Origin of the sequence: Bradyrhizobium macuxiense (genome assembly GCF_007993935.1) — a bacterium.
Taxonomy (GTDB): Bacteria; Pseudomonadota; Alphaproteobacteria; order Rhizobiales; family Xanthobacteraceae; genus Bradyrhizobium; species Bradyrhizobium macuxiense_A.
Window position 1 is genome coordinate 413,862 of sequence record NZ_VITY01000007.1, and the last position, 15,026, is coordinate 428,887.

Annotated in this window: 13 protein-coding genes and 1 pseudogene; 8 read left to right on the forward strand and 6 right to left on the reverse strand. The window is 62.8% G+C overall.

Annotated elements, in window-relative coordinates; translation table 11 throughout:
* Nucleotides 1-292 precede the first annotated feature (292 nt).
* A complete protein-coding gene (locus FBZ93_RS21020) occupies nt 293-1,042 on the forward strand; it encodes an SDR family NAD(P)-dependent oxidoreductase (RefSeq protein ID WP_146988052.1) in 750 nt (249 codons plus the stop codon).
* Nucleotides 1,043-1,157: 115 nt separating this feature from the next.
* Here the strand turns inward: FBZ93_RS21020 and FBZ93_RS21025 are convergent, their stop codons facing one another.
* Nucleotides 1,158-1,589, reverse strand: a complete 432-nt coding sequence (locus tag FBZ93_RS21025) for a hypothetical protein (RefSeq protein ID WP_246667569.1) — start codon at nt 1,587-1,589, stop codon at nt 1,158-1,160.
* A 181-nt stretch (nt 1,590-1,770) separates the two neighbouring features.
* On the opposite strand from FBZ93_RS21025, the gene FBZ93_RS21030 reads away from it, so the two are divergent.
* From FBZ93_RS21030 to FBZ93_RS21040, 3 genes are all read left to right on the forward strand, one after another.
* Complete coding sequence (locus FBZ93_RS21030) at nt 1,771-1,998, forward strand: hypothetical protein (RefSeq protein ID WP_097676049.1); 228 nt, start codon at nt 1,771-1,773, stop codon at nt 1,996-1,998.
* A gap of 154 nt (nt 1,999-2,152) precedes the next feature.
* Nucleotides 2,153-3,577 (forward strand): caspase family protein, encoded by a 1,425-nt coding sequence (locus FBZ93_RS21035; RefSeq protein WP_146988056.1) that lies wholly within the window; start codon nt 2,153-2,155, stop codon nt 3,575-3,577.
* A gap of 71 nt (nt 3,578-3,648) precedes the next feature.
* The gene (locus FBZ93_RS21040; protein ID WP_146988058.1) at nt 3,649-5,673 is read left to right on the forward strand and encodes a pyrroloquinoline quinone-dependent dehydrogenase; all 2,025 of its coding nucleotides are present in this window, start codon (nt 3,649-3,651) and stop codon (nt 5,671-5,673) included.
* 477 nt (nt 5,674-6,150) lie between these two features.
* Here the strand turns inward: FBZ93_RS21040 and FBZ93_RS21045 are convergent, their stop codons facing one another.
* Nucleotides 6,151-6,585, reverse strand: a complete 435-nt coding sequence (locus FBZ93_RS21045; RefSeq protein ID WP_146988060.1) for a DUF2721 domain-containing protein — start codon at nt 6,583-6,585, stop codon at nt 6,151-6,153.
* Nucleotides 6,586-6,765: 180 nt separating this feature from the next.
* On the opposite strand from FBZ93_RS21045, the gene FBZ93_RS21050 reads away from it, so the two are divergent.
* Nucleotides 6,766-8,085: a TAXI family TRAP transporter solute-binding subunit gene (locus tag FBZ93_RS21050; protein ID WP_167529133.1), complete on the forward strand. Its 1,320-nt coding sequence runs from the start codon at nt 6,766-6,768 to the stop codon at nt 8,083-8,085.
* A 7-nt stretch (nt 8,086-8,092) separates the two neighbouring features.
* Here FBZ93_RS21050 and FBZ93_RS21055 read toward each other — a convergent pair whose 3' ends face one another.
* The gene (locus FBZ93_RS21055) at nt 8,093-9,148 is read right to left on the reverse strand and encodes a SphA family protein (RefSeq protein WP_433995430.1); all 1,056 of its coding nucleotides are present in this window, start codon (nt 9,146-9,148) and stop codon (nt 8,093-8,095) included.
* 935 nt (nt 9,149-10,083) lie between these two features.
* On the opposite strand from FBZ93_RS21055, the gene FBZ93_RS21060 reads away from it, so the two are divergent.
* A complete protein-coding gene (locus tag FBZ93_RS21060) occupies nt 10,084-11,517 on the forward strand; it encodes a DUF1254 domain-containing protein (RefSeq protein WP_146988065.1) in 1,434 nt (477 codons plus the stop codon).
* 240 nt (nt 11,518-11,757) lie between these two features.
* Nucleotides 11,758-12,318, forward strand: coding sequence for a JAB domain-containing protein (locus tag FBZ93_RS41830; protein WP_349643261.1), 561 nt, complete (start codon nt 11,758-11,760; stop codon nt 12,316-12,318).
* On the opposite strand, the pseudogene FBZ93_RS41965 reads toward FBZ93_RS41830, so the two are convergent.
* A pseudogene (locus tag FBZ93_RS41965) lies at nt 12,292-12,369 on the reverse strand (hypothetical protein); the annotation flags it as partial. The gene FBZ93_RS41830 and the pseudogene FBZ93_RS41965 overlap by 27 nt on opposite strands.
* Nucleotides 12,370-12,556: 187 nt before the next feature.
* On the opposite strand from FBZ93_RS41965, the gene FBZ93_RS21075 reads away from it, so the two are divergent.
* A complete protein-coding gene (locus tag FBZ93_RS21075) occupies nt 12,557-12,850 on the forward strand; it encodes an HdeA/HdeB family chaperone (RefSeq protein ID WP_028339845.1) in 294 nt (97 codons plus the stop codon).
* 76 nt (nt 12,851-12,926) lie between these two features.
* On the opposite strand, the gene FBZ93_RS21080 is transcribed toward FBZ93_RS21075, so the two are convergent.
* Both FBZ93_RS21080 and FBZ93_RS21085 read right to left on the reverse strand, forming a co-directional pair.
* On the reverse strand, nt 12,927-13,388 hold the full coding sequence (locus FBZ93_RS21080; protein WP_146988076.1) for a PaaI family thioesterase: 462 nt from the start codon (nt 13,386-13,388) through the stop codon (nt 12,927-12,929).
* A 44-nt stretch (nt 13,389-13,432) separates the two neighbouring features.
* Nucleotides 13,433-14,908, reverse strand: coding sequence for an amidase (locus tag FBZ93_RS21085; protein ID WP_167529134.1), 1,476 nt, complete (start codon nt 14,906-14,908; stop codon nt 13,433-13,435).
* Nucleotides 14,909-15,026 lie beyond the last annotated feature (118 nt).

The window sequence follows — 15,026 nt, forward strand, 5'->3', positions numbered from 1 at the left end:
ATTCGAGCGATCATGTTAACGGGGCATTCAGCATGTGACGGCGTACGCCACTAAGCGCCGCCGCGCAGCTCCGGTCTTTCGGGCCGTGAGGGTTGGCCGGCAAGGCATTGCGGTCGTGGGCAACGCGGATCGCGAGGTCATATGGCGGTGGAAAACGCATCTCCCGGAACAGGCGTGAGCCGGATCGTTCCTGCACCGCCGGTGTGCGTACTTCGGCACTGAGCGGCCAATGCAGGCGCGCCTACCTGCAAGGTCCCGGGATGAACCGGGAGTGCAAACCCAGGGAATCGATATGTCGAGATTGGAAGGCAAGGTCGCCGTGATCAGCGGCGGCAACAGCGGCATCGGGCTCGCGATCGCCCAGCGCTTCGTGAAGGAGGGCGCGCACGTGTTCATCTTCGGCCGACGCCAGGATGCGCTCGACAAGGCGGTGAAGCTCATCGGCGGCGACGTCAGCGCGATCCGGGCGGACGCGTCCAGCCTTGAAGACCTCGATCGCGTCGCCGGTGTCGTTCGAAAGGCAAAGGGCAGGGTGGATGCGGTCGTGTCCAACGCCGGCTTCACCGAGCAGGTGCCGCTGCGCGACATCACCGAGGAGCATTACGACCGCACGTTCAACCTGATGGCCAAGGGGCCGCTGTTCCTGGTGCAGAAGATGCTGCCGATGATGGCTGGCGGAGGATCGATCATCCTGGTGTCCTCGGCCATGCACTATATGGGCCTCGCGAACCACTCGACCTATGCGGCCACCAAGGCGGCGGTGCGCTCGTACGTCCGGACCTGGGCCGCCGAGTTCAGGGACAGCGGCATCCGCGCCAACCTGCTCAGCCCCGGCCCCGTCGATACGCCGATCATGGATTCCCAGGCGTCGACGCCCGAGCAAGCCGCCGCGATCCGCAAGATGTATTCCAACTACACGCCGATGCTGCGGATCGGGCGTCCGGAGGAATTGGCCGCAGCAGCCGTCTTCCTCGCGTCGGACGAGAGTTCGTTCATGACCGGCTCAGACATGGTCGTCGACGGCGGCGTCAGCAACGTCTGACCTGCGAACCGGACCTTTCCTGTAGCGGCGCCTGATCCAGGCGCGGGCGGCGCTCGTGTTTGAGAACCTCATCAAATATCCGATGTAGGATTAGCGGGCCGGGGCCGAGGATGCGCTAGGGTTTCGCACTCCGCTGCGTTTCCACCGCAACGGTGCTCTCGACCGGTTCGTAAGTCTCTGTCACGCAATTGTCGTCGGCTTCCACCTGCCGGCGATCGAAGATCGCGCCTTCATTGATGAAGACGCGATAGGTCTGCGTCCCCAGCGGCTTGCCGATCACCGATGTCAGTTCGGCGCGCACGCAAGCGGTCCAGCCGGTGCCGCGCGGGTCGTGCAGCGGCGCGGAGACCCGCACATGCGACGGCTGCGAGCCGGCGGTGAACACCGAATCCAGCTTGCCCGCGACCAGCCGCTTGACATCCGGAGGCGTCTCGAGCGGCGCCGGGTCGCTGGCCTTGACCTTCAACATCTCCGGCCACACCGCGTGGCTATCCGCCAGCCCGCAGCCGCTCAAGATGAAGGCGGCGCCGGCCAGCAGCGCCGCCACGTGTACCTGTCCCTGTCCCATCGGGCGTATTTAATGTGCCGCCGCCAAGATTGCGCCCCCCTGGTGGGGCTGAATTCGCATCGCGCGACGCTTTGTCGATCAACAAATGTCGAGCGACAAGTTATCCTGGGGGCAGAGGTGTTGCCGGATGTTTCTACGGCTGCGGGGGAGACGGACTGACATGAAAAGCTTCACGGTGGCTGCCGTCATTCTGGCGCTGATCGCGACACCGACCTTGGCCCAGGGCCGGCGAGGCGGCGGAGGCGACGACAGGAAGACGGAGAAGAAGCCCCAGATCGACGAGAAGGCCTACAAGGCCGCGCTCGATCGTATCCCAGAGCCCAAGGAGAAATACGATCCCTGGGGTGTCACCAAGCCGGCCGCCGATCCGGCCAAGAAACCGAAATAGTCAGCTGAAATAGCTAAGACTTATCGGGAGCTCATCGGGCTCCTGCGGCGTCTCGACGTAATAATCGGCGTCGGCGGCAGCACATTGCCGCACGGCATGAACCTTCACCTGACGGCTTTCGACCCATCTCCGGTATCTGTTGTCGGAGGCCGCCATGCTTCGCCGTTCGCTCCTCAGCCTGATCGTTCCGGCCGCGATCCTGCTCGGCGCCGTGCCGGCATCCGCGGAAAGCCGCCTGGCGCTGGTGATCGGGCAGTCCGCCTACAAGTCGGTGCCAGCACTGCCCAATCCGGCCAACGACGCCAAGGCGATGTCGCAGATGCTGACGGATGCCGGATTTGCGGTGACGACGGCATCGGACCTGTCCCAGGATGAGATGCGCGCCCGGATCAGCGATTTCGCCGGTCAGGTGGCGGCGAAGGGCGCCGACACCGTGGCGCTGGTGTTCTATGCCGGGCATGGCCTGCAGATCGATGGCGAGAACTATCTGGTGCCGGTCGACGTCGATCCGAAGCGTGAGGCCGACATCCCGATCCAGGCGGTTCGTCTCAATGACATCCTGAACACGCTGACCTCGGTGCCGAGCCGGATGCGCATCGTGCTGCTCGATGCCTGCCGCAACAATCCGTTCCCCGAACTCAGCAAGACCGCGGGGCACGGGCTTGCCATCGTCGACGCCAGGATCGGTGCGCCCGGTACCTTCGTGTCGTTCTCGACGTCACCGGGCGCCGAGGCTGAGGACGGCAGCGGCGCCAACAGCCCCTATACGACCGCATTGCTGGCTTCCGCGAAGGAGCCGGGGATTCCGATCGAGGATACGTTCAAGCGCGTTCGTCTTGCCGTGAACAAGGCGACCGATGGCCGCCAGACACCATGGGACTCCTCGTCGCTCACCGACGACTTCCGCTTCATGGCAGGTCCTTCATCCTCGCCCGCGGCCACGGCGGCGCCGGCCGCGACCAAACGCACCGTCGACGAATGGAAGCGCGAATTGCAGGGCAAGCCGATCGAGGCTGCAAACGAACTGATCGTGGTGGACAGCACCGACGAAGCCTATGAGGCCTTCGCCGCGATCTTCGCCGGTACGCCGCGCGGCCTGCAGGCGCGCGACTGGCTCGACCGGCATCGCCGCATGGTGGCGTGGAACGACGCTGTTCTCGCCAACACCGCGGCGGCCTATCGCAGTTTCCTCGTGCTGTATCCCGACGGCGATCTCACCGCCACCGCGCGCAAGATGATCGAACGATTGCGTTACCGTCCCGACCTGACGCCGGCCACAGCGCTCAGCGTGCCCGCGACCAATGTCGCGCTGGCAGCGCCGATGTGTCCCTGCAATGCCGCGCCGCCGGAGCAGCAGAAGGCTGCCGCGCCGGCGAAGAAACGCGCCGATCCCGATCCGCCGCGGCGTGCAGGCAAGCGCCCGCCGCGCGTCGTGGTCGAGGACGACGTCGTCGTGGTGCGCCGGCCGCCGCCGACCGTGGTCTACGAGCCGGTCGGGCCGCCGATCGGAATCGGGATCGGCATCCGCGGCGGCTATCGCGGCAATTATGGCGGCGGCTATCACAGGGGTGGATACTGAGGCGCCAATCGCGTAAAGGCTTTCCCGCATGAGATGCGGCGTCCGATGATCGCATCTTGCGGGAGGACGCAATGCGGTCCCTGTTTCGCCTGCTCGCCGCCCTGGTGCTTTGCGTACAACCGGCGCTCGCCTGGGAGTATTGGGGAGGGGATCGCGGTGGACAACGCTTCTCGCCGCTGACGCAGATCACAACGGACAATGTCGGCACGCTGGTGCGCGGCTGGGAATTCCGCACCGGCGATCTCGACGCCCGTCCGCCCGAGGTCATGAAGCGCACCAAGTTCGAGGTGACGCCGCTGTTCGTCGAGGACAGCCTGATCTTCTGCACGCCGTTCAACGAAGTGATCGCGCTCGATCCCGGCACCGGCGCGCAGAAATGGCGCTTCGATCCGAAGATCAGCATGGCGCAGCGGCCGGCCAACCGCTTCGTCTGCCGCGGCGTCGCGCACTGGACGGATGATCGTGCGGCCGAAGCTGCGGCCTGCAAGTCACGCATCTTCACCGGCACCAATGACACGCGCCTGATCGCGCTCGATGCCAGGACTGGTAAGCCCTGCGCCGATTTCGGCAATGGCGGCGAGATCAAGATCGATGCCGGCATGAAACTGGAATGGCCGGGCGAATTTCAGATCACGTCGGCGCCGGTGACCGGCCGCGGCGTGGTCGTGGTCGGGTCCGCGATCGGCGACAACCGGCGGGTCGACGCACCGGTCGGCGCGGTGCGCGCCTTCGATGCACGGACCGGCCAACCGCGCTGGACCTTCGATCCGCTGGTGCACGACAGCGTCGAGGCCGGCCACAGCAATGTCTGGGCGCCGATGTCGGTGGACGAGGCGCGCGGCCTGGTGTTCCTGCCGACGACATCGCCGAGTCCCGATTTCTGGGGCGGCAAGCGCCCCGGCAATGACGAGCATGCCAATTCGGTGGTCGCGCTGCGGATCGAGACCGGCGAGCTCGCCTGGGCTTTCCAGACCGTGCATCACGACGTCTGGGATTATGACCTGCCGGCGCAGCCGACGCTGGCGCGGATCGACACCGGCAACGGCATGCGTGACGTCGTGATCCAGCCGACCAAGCAGGGCTTTGTGTTCGTGCTTGATCGCGACACCGGCAAGCCGGTGTGGCCGGTCGAGGAGCGCGCGGTGCCGCAGAGCGGCGCCGAGGGCGAAAAGCTGTCGCCGACGCAGCCGTTTCCGACCCATGTGCCGCCATTGCTGACGCAGCGCATGACGGCCGATGATGTCGGCGGCATGCTGCCGGGCGTCGGCAGCGCGGCGTGCGAGAAGCTGCTCGCGCAATCCCGCAATGAGGGGCTCTACACGCCGCCGTCGACGCAAGGCACGATCGTCTATCCGATGACCGGCGGCGGCGTGAACTGGGGCAGCGCGGCGTTCGATCCGATGAACCAGATCCTGCTCGCCAATGTCAGCCATGCGGCGCACATCATCACTTTGATTCCGCGCGACCAGGCCAAGGGCTTCAATCCGCCGCCCGGCCACGATTTCGGCCAGCAACAGGGCGCGCCGTTTGCGATGTCGCGGGCACTGGCGAGCACCGAGGTCGGCTCGCCGTGCAACAAGCCGCCATGGGGCGAGACGGTGGCGGTCGATCTCAAGGCCGGCAAGGTGCTCTGGCATTCGACGGTCGGCACCAGCGAGGATCTCGCGCCGCTCGGCATCGCGCTCAATACCGGCACGCCGCTGCTCAGCGGCGTTGCGATCACCGCGGGCGGACTGGTGTTCACCGGCGCGATGGACGCCTATCTGCGCGCGTTCGATGTCAAGTCGGGAAAGCAATTGTGGCTCGGCCGGCTTCCAGTGCCGGGCGTCGCCAATCCGATGACCTATCTGTGGAAGGGCGAGCAGTATGTCGTGATCGGCGCCGGCGGCCATTCCGAAGGCGGCACATCGATCGGCGACAGCGTCGTGGCGTTTCGCCTGCCGCATCAGGGCGAAGCTGTTTCGCTGTGGTCGCGCCTGATTGATCGCCCCGGCGGACGACTGACCGTCAAGGCGGTCGCTGGCGGCCTCGTGCTCGTCGCCCTCGTTGCGCTGTTGTGGTGCTGGCGGCGGAGCCGCCGCTCGCGATCCGCCTAGGTGCTCCCTGTCGCAGGTGCGCGCCGCCAAAATATCGAAAACAACCCCATGCAAAGGAGCCGGCGGCTGCCGGCGTTCGAAAGCAACTTGACACGTCGGGCAAGTCAGGGGTATTTTTCCAATATTCCGAAATGGTGCAAATGTCGCCTCGCTCCGCTCAAGCGCGATGAATTCAGGTTGAATCGGCCTTGCGGCATTCGCTGCATCTCACCCGCAACCGGAGAGGGAGCGCGGGTTGTTCGCGGATGCGATCGAACCTGGGGTGCGGACTCATAAATCTGGGATATCGCTTCCCAAAGGAAATGCGGACACGCGGCGCAGATGTCGCCTTGTGGGACAACTTCGCCGCTTCCGACTGGTCCGGTGTTAGATGTAGTCCGCACTTTTCATCAACGATCCTCGACCGCCGCATTTGACCCGTAGCCGACACGCGGCATTAACTCAGACGTGCGCACCAACCAACGCAGCAGGCGCAGATCAGCCGTGATGGTCGAGTTCGCTCAGGGCAATTCGAACCTCCCGCGCGAAATCAACCAGCGACACGATGAAGGCGATCACCGAGACAATGAAGAGGACGGCAACGCCACGCTCGTGCTGAATTTCAAAGAACGCGCTCACAAACGCCACAACGATCAGAATGCCGATCGAGATGCTTGCTAACACTGACCAGAAGATTGCGCGATTGAGCATGGCTGCGCGTCGCATGAGACGAGGCAGATCGGTCTTGAGCCTTGACCTCGCTGCATCCTGGTCGGGGATTCCGTTCAGGTAGATCGTTCTGTCGATGATCCTGTTCATGCGAGATATCAGCACAGAGATGAAGGCGGCCAACGCGCCGAGAAGAAACGCAGGAGCGGCCGCCTGCGAGATGACATGCGAGAGCTGACTGACTGATGGAGTGACTGGTAACATTGGCTCCGACCTGAGATTGGCGACCCGTCGCAGTTTTTAGGTAATATCATATCGGCCTCCCATTCGGCCGTCCCCGGCATCCGAGTAGTCGCTCGCAGTTTACGCTCGCTTTGCGCGATGTCCCATGTAAAATCGCAGCGGCGAGAGCGCACCGGCTCGCTCAGCGCCAGGGGGAACGCGATGTCGAGCCTTGCCGTCGATCTGTGGCCTCGATCGCTGCGGATAACCTTGGTCGGGATCGCAACCGCCGCCTGCATCACCGGAGGATGGCTTGCCTATCGCTATTTTGCCAAGCCCGTTCATCTCACCGTGGCCGCCGGCTCGGTCGATGGTGAGGCGCTGTCGCTGATCTCAGCCATCGCAGCCCGCCTGGCGGCATCGAACGCACACACGCGGCTGCAAGTCGTCGATAGCCAAACGTCAGCCGGAGCATCGGAGCTATTGGCCTCGGGTAAGGCGGATCTTGCGGTGGTCCGCGGTGACACGGCAGGCCTCGCAGATGCGAGAAGCGTCCTCCTGCTGACACACGGCGTCGTCCTGATCATGGCGCCCTCGAGCGCGAGCGCCGATAGTCTTGGCGATTTGCACGACGTCACCATCGGGGTTGTCGGCGGTCCCATCAACCGGCCAATCGTCAATGCGCTGAAGCAAGTCTATCAATTCGACCGCACCAAGGTTGGCTTCCGCGACGTTGCGGTGACAGAAGGCGCGGCGGCGCTATCTTCCGGACAGGTACAAGCGCTGCTTGCCGTCGTGCCCGTTACCGAACGATACCTGGCAAAGGCGCGGCAATTGTTTCAGAAAGCTGGCGCGAAGGGCGCAGCGCCCAAGCTGATAGAAATCGAATCGGCCGGCGCGGTCGCCGATGTCGCACAATATTATGAGAGCTATGACATTCCCAAGGGCACCCTGCGAGGAGCGCCGCCCGTTCCGTCTGACGATCTGACGTCGCTGCGGGTGTCATTCTTTCTGGTTGCCAACAAGTCGGTGGATGCCGACACCATCACCGACTTGACGCAATCCCTTGTCGATGTACGGCGGGATCTGTTGTCGCAATACCCGATACTGGCGCAAGCCGCCGCGCCCAGCACGGATACCAACGCGTTGATCCCGATTCATCCGGGAGCGGCCACCTATTACAACGGAAACCAGCAGAGCTTCCTCGATAAATACGACGACAAGCTTTATTATGCGTCGCTCCTGCTGGGGTCGCTGATCTCGATCATTCTGGCCGCATGGCGGTTCGCCTATTCCGGGGGCGGGTCGAAAAGCATGCTGGAGCCGTTCTACGCGCTTGGCGACGAGATCAGGAATGCGCGGAGCGAGACCGAGCTGGACGACACGGAAAAGCGCATTGACGACATTCTGAAAACGGAGCTTGCCAGGAACGCAAGCAGGGATGGCGCCGAAAACAGCGAGTTGACCGCCCTTGGCCTGGCCGCGCAAAGGCTTCATCATCTGATGGAGCAGCGGCGAACAGTGCTTCGCGGCCCGCCATAGACCGTTGCTACTTCGTCACGATCCGCCGTGTTGGTGTCGCAGTGCCGGTTGGCGCCACCGGAGAGAGCGAGAACGTCAACCAAGTATTCCAGCCTGATGGCCGGTTGGCCGCATCGAATTCACCGTATCCCTTCAGGTTCAAATAGCCCTGCATGTCGCCGACGGGAAACAGGAATCCGACTTGCGGACCGACACCAAGGACGCGTGAGCGGAAGTTGCCCAGAATAGGATTCTGTCCGAAATCGTCGGTGACCTGCTGATACGCATATCCGACCAGACCGACAAAGAACTGTTTTGAGAGAAACTGCGAGGCACCCCAGTCGAGGTGGAAGTCGATACCGCTCTGATACCGCGTGTCCGGATTCTTGAAATTGTAGGTGAAGCCCGCGACCGCGGAAAATTCGTGCCCAGTCTCCGGATTGAAGTAAGTGTAGCCACCGCCGCCATCGATGGCGCCGTGACCGATCCCGAGATTGGCGAGGCGTGTCGGACTGTAGGCGCCGACCGGAACGTCTCCGGTCACATAGGTCATGAAATTGTGGGCGCCGGCGTTCCACTTCAATGTTGCTTGCGGATAGAGATCGCCGACCGAGGTAATGGAATCGCTGATACTTCCAGTTTGAGTGATGAAGACCGGTCCCAGGCTCTTTGTGAGTGTCCCGCTGAGGTCGGCGGCCGAGCGGCCGAACAACCCTGTCACCCCGATCGCAAATTGTCCGCCCAGCACCGGAGAAGCAAATGTGTAGGTCGGGTTGAGAAATACGAGATCGCCCTGCGCGCTCAGGTTCAGATTCACGTTGACGTTTACGCTCGCGGGAATTCTGCCGATCGTAATTTCTCTTGCCGCAGCAGCTGCGCCTGAGGCCGATACCGAGGTGTGATAGTACACTTCCGCCATCGACCATCCCGGCACCGTGGGGGCTGCTGCGAGGCTGCCAAAGCGGCCGGGGAGCCAATAGGAAACGCCGCCTTCATCGGCGTGTGCGAAGTCGGACCAGGTTGCGGACATCGCCAGGATCACTCCAACGGCCGGGTAAACCAGCCGACGACGAGACTTCGCCATGCAGCGCTTCATTGCTCGCCCCCTTTGCCTTCATGTCCGCTTGCGACGGTACACTAGCCGCCTCAGGACGTCTCACCCTAAAGTAGCACGCCGGAAGATCGGTCTACGTTGTGGCGCTGGAGTCACATCATAGGCTGACTAGCGGCGCCGATTCCTGCGCCGGCGACTGGAGAGCGGGGGCCGGCTGCCCCATTGTAGCTCCGCGGCCATGTACTGAAACGACGCCGGGTCGATCCCAGACAGCACGGCGTCCTCTTCACCGGCAGGTTCTGCTTGAACGAGACTGCGACAATTTGTCATTTCACGTTCAGCGTCACTTCGATGACGCTACCGATTTCCGCCGGTCCGACTGCGTGAGGTAATTGAAGAGCGCGAGCAATGTCGCGGGAATGAATCGGCAGGTCAGCAGCGCGATCGTGCGAAAAGCCAGCCTGCGGACGAGCCCAAATTCGAAGTTGCGCGACACTGCAAGGATGTAGAGGCGCAAAATGTGGTAATCGCTAGACCCCGTTTTTAGCTCATGTTAATCTGTTTCCCGTGGAAGTAGCCGAAGCATCATTTCTTCGTTGTCAACCTTAGGCTGCAGGTCTACGATCTTTGATTTCAGCGATCGTTTTCGATCCCGCAGACGCCGTCCTGCTTGACTGATATTGCGCATTTCCTTGCCGGCCTCTCGCATCGAAGCGAGTGTACTAAAGACGACGATCGAACTTCTGCGAAGAATAGGGAGTCGATGCCATGCTCGTCGCAAGATTGAATCAGATTTTCGGATTGCTCGCTCTGACCACCGCTTTGCGGGACTGACGCAGCACTTGCCCAAAACACGCCATGGCCGCCGACCATGAAGACGATCGGCACGCCAACGTACCAGGACCATCGTTTCCAGACATCACGCCAATACCGTTTCCCCACGCAGATGTAAGGAGATCGTTCCCATGAACTTCACGCGTCGCAACGTAACGATTGGCGGCCTCAGCCTGCTCGCCAGCACCTCCATGAGCACGATGGGCCGGGCCGAGTTCGGTGAGCTCCTCGGAATCGGTGAGGGATTTGAGGACTTCGCGCTTGCTACAGACGCCTACATCTTCGGCTATCCGCTGGTGACGATGGAGATGACGCGCAGGGTTGTCACCAACGTCGCGGCGCCGGAGGGAACGCGAGCGCCGATGGGACAGATCATCAAGCTGCGTCAATATCCCAACGCGTCATTCCGGGACGTGACGGCGCCGAACGCCGACACACTTTACACCACGTCGTTCTTCGACGTCGGCAAGGAGCCGTGGGTACTCAGTATCCCAGACACGAAAGGCCGCTACGCCCTGTTTCCGATGCTGGACGGATGGACCACCGTCTTCCAGGTGCCGGGCAAGCGGACCACCGGCACCGGCGCGCAGACCTATGCGATCACGGGCCCTGGATGGAAAGGCATGCTGCCAGCCGGCGTGAAGGAATACAAGTCGCCGACGAGCATCGTGTGGTTGCTCGGCCGCATCTATTGCACCGGCACGCCGGAGGATTACGCCGCGGTGCACAAGCTGCAGGACGAGTGCAAGCTGGTGCCGCTAAGCTCGTATGGCAAACCCTACACGCCGCCCCCGGGCACCGTCGATCCGTCTCAGGACATGAAGACGGCGGTGCGAGAGCAGGTCAATCGCATGGATGCGGTGGCTTATTTCACGCTGCTCTGCAAGCTCATGAAAGACAATCCGCCCACCGCGGCCGATGCGCCGCAGCTCGCCAAGTTCGCCCGAATCGGAATCGTGCCGGGGCAGGATTTCGATGCGAGCAAGCTCAAGGCGGATTTCGTCAAGCGGATTCCGGAAATCGGCTTTGACCGGATCATGCTTCAGTTCAAGATCAACAAGGACGTGAAGGATGAGAACGGTTGGGGTTTCACGACCAAAACCGGCGTCTACGGCACCGACTACCTGATGCGGGCGCTCGTCACCGCCATCGGCCTCGGCGCCAACCGGCCGCAGGACGCCGTGTATCCGACTTCGCTGAAGGATGCCGAGGGCCGCAAATACAGCGGCGCCAACAAATACGTCATGCGTTTCCCCAAAGGCCAAATGCCGCCGGCGCAAGGCTTCTGGTCCGTGACGATGTACGATGCCTCCTATTTCTTCGTGGCCAACCCGATCAACCGTTACTCGATCAGCGCGCGCGAAAACCTAAAAACAAATCCGGACGGCTCGACCGATCTCTACATCCAGAAGGACTCGCCCGGGAAGGACAAGGAATCCAATTGGCTTCCAGCGCCGGCGGGCGATTTCGTCCTGATGATGCGATTGTACTGGCCAAGCGAGAAGAACCCTTCGATCATCGACGGGTCGTGGAAGCCCCCGGCGGTGAAGAAGGCCGACGCCTGAAGCAAGCTAACGTCGAGGGATGAGAGGCTCTCTTCGCGGAGAGCCTCTCCTCCTCAGGTGTTCTGGGGCTTTTGCGTGATGAGCGGTTTGCTGCACGATAGCACACGCGCGTCGACGGCCTGACCTACCTGCCGTCGCGGGCTCGATCCACTCCGGGGCTGGCCCCAAGCCGCCTGCGACGCAGGGCAGAGCATGTCAGCTCTGCCCCTGCTAAATCAGACGTCAAGGGAAGCGGCTATAATGAAGCCTGCTACATTCAGAACTCCAGCCATTTCACCTCTCGGACCACACAAGGCACACTCGATCTATCATGTCGCCTATTGGCCCGTCACGGCTTACGTCGCCTTCTGGTCCATAGCTGACGGTCTGCGTGACCACCTGGAACGTCGGCTCATCGTTGTGAACCGGAAGTTCCCGGTTCGGTCGCGATGGGCGGCATTTGACCTCAAGCGGACATCATGCCGTCCGGTCGTGCTGATGCACAATCATCCGGGAGGAGACTCAATACCATCGCGTGCTGGCATCGAGATGACGCGAGTGATTGTTGAGATCGCGAAGCAGTTCGGTCTTGCGATCCAGGACCACATCATCGTCGGCAAGCAAGGTCACGCCAGTCTAAAAGAAACTGAAGCTGATCTAAACCACGTCCCTTCTTTAGCGGAGCTTATCCTCGACCCAAAGAGAACACACGCGCGTTCATCCACAGAGCGATCAACGGGTGCGCGTACCGCGGTTGTACCCGCGCATCTTCCCGTCGCTCGCAACGACGCGGTGGCACGATATCGACGCATCGTGATTTGATCGCGTAACGGCTCCGACAAGTGGGGTCTTCTTCCGGTTGACCGTCATCATGTTTTAGCGCGGCGCCGTCAAAAATCAGAAACACGAATTCTCAATGCGTGCACCGAAACGACGTTTGGGCTGATCCGTGCGATGCCGTGCTTGCGTTCCATGCAACGCATCGCTTACGGGTCGCGGGCGGACACGCTGGCTTTCCCAGCGAGCTGTTCATTTCAGATCATTGCCCATGGAGATTGCGATGAAGATCACTGCCTCGATCATGCTTGCCGCCGCGCTCGCGCTGTCGTCCGCGCCGGCCAACGCCACCGTCCTCGATCTCTCGACCATGACCTGCAAGCAGTTCGTCGAAGGCGGCGACGACACCATCAAGATGGTGCTGGTCTGGATGGATGGCTGGTACAAGGGCGATTCCGACGAGGCGATCATCGACACCGACGTGTTTACCGAGAACGCCAAGAAGTTCGGCACCTATTGCGGAAAGAATCCGACCATCAGCATCGTCAATGCGGCGGAGGCTGTCCTTGGGAAGTAACTGCTTGAGCATGATCTCAGCGCAAACGCGTTGCGTTTGTCGCGGGAAAACCGCTTCGCACTTTTCCGGATCAGCTCTATCCCGGCAGCATCGCGAACGCGCTCGACACCATCGCCACCGGCTTGTTGTCGGTGGCGGAGGATAGCGTGACGCGGCCGAAGCTCATGGTGCGGCCGAGCCGGACCACGCGGGCGTCGGCCAGCACATCGGAGGCAGTCACCGCGCGCATGAAATGCGTGGTCTGGTCGACCGTCGTCATCGGGCGGTAGCCCTTGTTGGCCGCGAGATTGGCCAGCACCATCGCGGTGTCGGCGAACGCCATCAACGCCTGGCCGCAGACGATGCCGCCATTGCGGCACAGCCGCTCCGAGAACGGCATGCGCAGGATGGCGCCAGGCTGCCAATCGGCAGCGTTGCCGGGCGGCTGTGTGAACTCGAACTGCTCGATCGACAGATTGAGATCCTGCACCCACGGCGCAAAGACGTCGCCGAGCACCCGTCGCGCCTCGTCGATCCCGAATTCACCGGCCTGCTGCATGACGTCCCGTTTCCCCTGTTGATTTATCGTTCTCTATCTATCGCCTAGTTGCGCGTGACATGCACGCCCGGCGTCTTGCCGGCATTCCACTTGCCGTCGATCGCCCGCTCGATCTGGGCGGCGAGCTGCAGCAGCAGGCCGTCATCGGCCTGCTTTGCGATCGCCTGCATGCCGAGCGGCAGGCCGTGCTCGTTGGTCGCGAGCGGCAGCGAGATCGCCGGGATGCCGCAGAGATTGGCGAGCGGCGTGAAGGCGAAGTTGCGCCAGAGATTGCCGAACCAGTCCAGCACCGACGGATTGTCGCTGATGGTGAGATACTCCGTGGTGCCGACCTTCGGTGTCGGCAGTGCCGTGATCGGGGTCAGGATGATGTCCCAATCCTCGAAGAAGGCGCCGAAGCCGCGCGCCGTCGTATTGAAGGTGGCCTGCATGCGGGCGCGATCGGCGAAGCTAAAGTCGCGGCCGTGCTCCCAGATGCGGATGTTGATCGGCTCGATCAGGTCCGCCGGCGGCCGCGTCAGTCCGCGCACGGCGAGCATGTTGCCGATCACGACGGCGAAATTGCTGATGTAGCAGGTGGTCTGCGCCGCGAAGGCTTCAGCGTAGTCGAGCGACGGCAGTGCGTAATCGACCTGATGGCCGAGACCTTCGAGGAAGCGTCCGACCCGCTCGAGCTCGGCGGCGATATGCGGTGTCGCGCGGTAGTCGCCCCAGCTGTGCGACAGCGCGATCTTGAGCCGGCCGGGATCGCGCGCGATCATTGCTGTGTACGGCTCCGGCGGTGTCCAGAATGGCATGAACTCGCCGGGCGCAGGTCCGCGACACGCGTCGACGAAGGCGGCGGTGTCGCGCACTGAGCGCGACTGGCAGCCCTGGATCGAAACGAGGCCAGTGAGATCGGACAGATGCGGCGCGAGCGAGAACACGCCGCGCGATACTTTCAGTCCGATATTGCCGTTGACGCCGGCGGGAATCCGGATCGAGCCGCCGCCGTCGGTCGCATGCGCGATCGGCACCGCGCCGGCGGCAACCATTGCCGCGCTGCCGGCCGACGAGCCGCAGGTGGTGTAGTCGGTGTTCCAGGGATTGCGCGTGACATAGACCGCGGGGTTTTCGGCCGAGCTGCAGACCCCGAACTCCGGCGTCGTGGTGCGGCCGATCAAATTGAGGCCGGCCTTGCGCAGCTTGGTGGTCAGGAAGGTGTCGGCCGCGGCGCGGTTGCCGCGCATCATCAGCGAGCCCATCTCCTGCAACCGTCCCTTCAAGGTCGGGCCGAGATCCTTCATCAGGAAGGGCAGGCCGGCGAACGGGCCGTTGAGGTCGGCGCCGTCGCGCGCGGGATCTGCGATCACGTCGTCGAACAGCTCGACCACGCCTGACAGCGCGGGATCGACCCTGGCGACGGCAGCGGCTGCCTGCGCCGCGAGCTCCCGCGGCGTCAGCTCGCCCTTGCGGACGCGCGCGGCGAGCGCCGTCCCGTCATGCCGCGTCCATTCGTCCCAGCTCATCGCCAAAGTCATGTCGTCGATTCCTTTTCTGCTTTGTTGCGCACTGTAATTTGCAGAGCCGCCCGGTCAAACCGTCGCGCGTGCGCCGCGCTCCGACGCGCTTGCGCCACGCTCCGAGGCGCGCTTGCGC